Here is a 746-nt window from a genome sequence, read left to right on the forward strand (position 1 = left end):
TCGTCCTTCGACAGCACGTAGACCTCGGCCTCGAACTCGGTGTGCGGCTTGATCGAACCCGGCTTGCACAGCACCTGGCCGCGCTCCACGTCGTCACGCTTGGTGCCGCGCAGCAGCAGACCGGCGTTGTCGCCCGCCTGGCCCTGGTCCAGCAGCTTGCGGAACATTTCCACGCCGGTGACCGTGGTCTTCTGCGTGGCGCGGATGCCGACGATTTCGATTTCGTCGCCCACCTTGATCACGCCGCGCTCGATACGGCCGGTCACCACGGTGCCGCGGCCCGAGATCGAGAACACGTCTTCCACCGGCATCAGGAACGGCTTGTCCACGTCGCGCTGCGGCTCCGGGATGAACGAATCCAGCGCTTCCACCAGCTTCAGGATCGACGGCACGCCGATCTCGCTCTGGTCGCCTTCCAGCGCCAGACGCGCCGAACCGTGGATGATCGGGGTGTCGTCGCCCGGGAAGTCGTACTTGCTCAGCAGCTCGCGCACTTCCATCTCGACCAGCTCGAGCAGCTCGGCGTCGTCGACCATGTCGGCCTTGTTCAGGAACACCACGATGTGCGGCACGCCGACCTGGCGCGACAGCAGGATGTGCTCGCGGGTCTGCGGCATCGGGCCGTCAGCGGCCGAGCACACCAGGATCGCGCCGTCCATCTGCGCCGCACCGGTGATCATGTTCTTGACGTAGTCCGCGTGACCCGGGCAATCGACGTGCGCGTAGTGACGGTTCGGGGATTCGTA

At 66.0% G+C, this 746-nt stretch carries 1 protein-coding gene; it reads right to left on the reverse strand.

The features are described from left to right. A partial coding sequence (locus JR064_RS22910; RefSeq protein ID WP_206231245.1) for an elongation factor Tu occupies window positions 1–746 on the reverse strand: 746 nt, incomplete at both ends.

It is taken from the genome of Xanthomonas bonasiae (assembly GCF_017163705.1).
Classification (GTDB): Bacteria; Pseudomonadota; Gammaproteobacteria; order Xanthomonadales; family Xanthomonadaceae; genus Xanthomonas_A; species Xanthomonas_A bonasiae.